The 766-nt window shown below is 67.4% G+C and carries 1 protein-coding gene; it reads left to right on the top strand.

Features of this window, described 5'->3' with window-relative positions:
• Window positions 1–128: 128 nt before the first annotated feature.
• Window positions 129–766, top strand: a 638-nt coding sequence (locus DEQ92_RS21030) for a conditioned medium-induced protein 4 (protein WP_115821729.1), incomplete at its 3' end; no start/stop codon positions are given.

The following is a 766-nucleotide window of genomic DNA, read 5'->3' as shown; positions in this document are numbered from 1 at the left end:
CGTCCTCGCCGACGAGTTCGACTGATTCCGTCTCTGCTGCCATACCCGCCACTGTCTCGTAAACCTGTATGAAAGATTCGGTTTACGACGCCACGCTTTAGTACGCTGGCCGCTCTTAGGAACGCCTGATGAACGATAAGACGGCCGAACTCCGGGACATCTTCGTGGAGACGACTGGCGAGGAGAGCGTGACCGAGTCGCAGTCGGATTCACGGGGCTCCCTCTCGTCGACGGCCGACGACGCGACCGTCGCGGAGCGACTCGCGGAGTTGGTCACGGCGATGCGCGAGCGCTACGACTTCGCGTCGTCGCTGTCGGACGCGGACCTCCGCCGCGTCGTTCGTGGCTTCTTCGACCCCGACGCGGTGGGTGCAGACGCCGACTCGTGGTCGTCGGCCGCCGACGCCGCGCTCGCGGAGTCGCTGTCCGCGGACGTCGACGCCGACGAGGTGTTCCGCGCGCGGATGGACCTCCACCTCGTCGCCGACGCGGACCGCGAGGCGCCGTTTTCGTTCGATCGGTTGCGGAGCCTCCTTCAGCAGCGCTCCGCCGAGGCCGTCGACGACGACGCGGTGGCCGCCGAACTCGCGTCGGGGGCCGACGCCAAATCAGACGCTGACGCTGCGTCGGACGCGAACACCGACCTCGACGCCGAAACGGTCCGCCGCTACCGCCGCGTCGCCGAATCAGATCTCGCGTCTCGGCAGGTAAATCACCGCTTCCGCGACGCGTTCTCCGATCTGCTTACCGACGCCGACCTCTCGGC

It is taken from the genome of Haloferax sp. Atlit-6N, from assembly GCF_003383195.1.
Lineage (GTDB): Archaea > Halobacteriota > Halobacteria > Halobacteriales > Haloferacaceae > Haloferax > Haloferax gibbonsii.
Note: the sequence above shows the minus strand (reverse complement) of the source record. Positions and strands in the feature narration are given on the sequence as shown.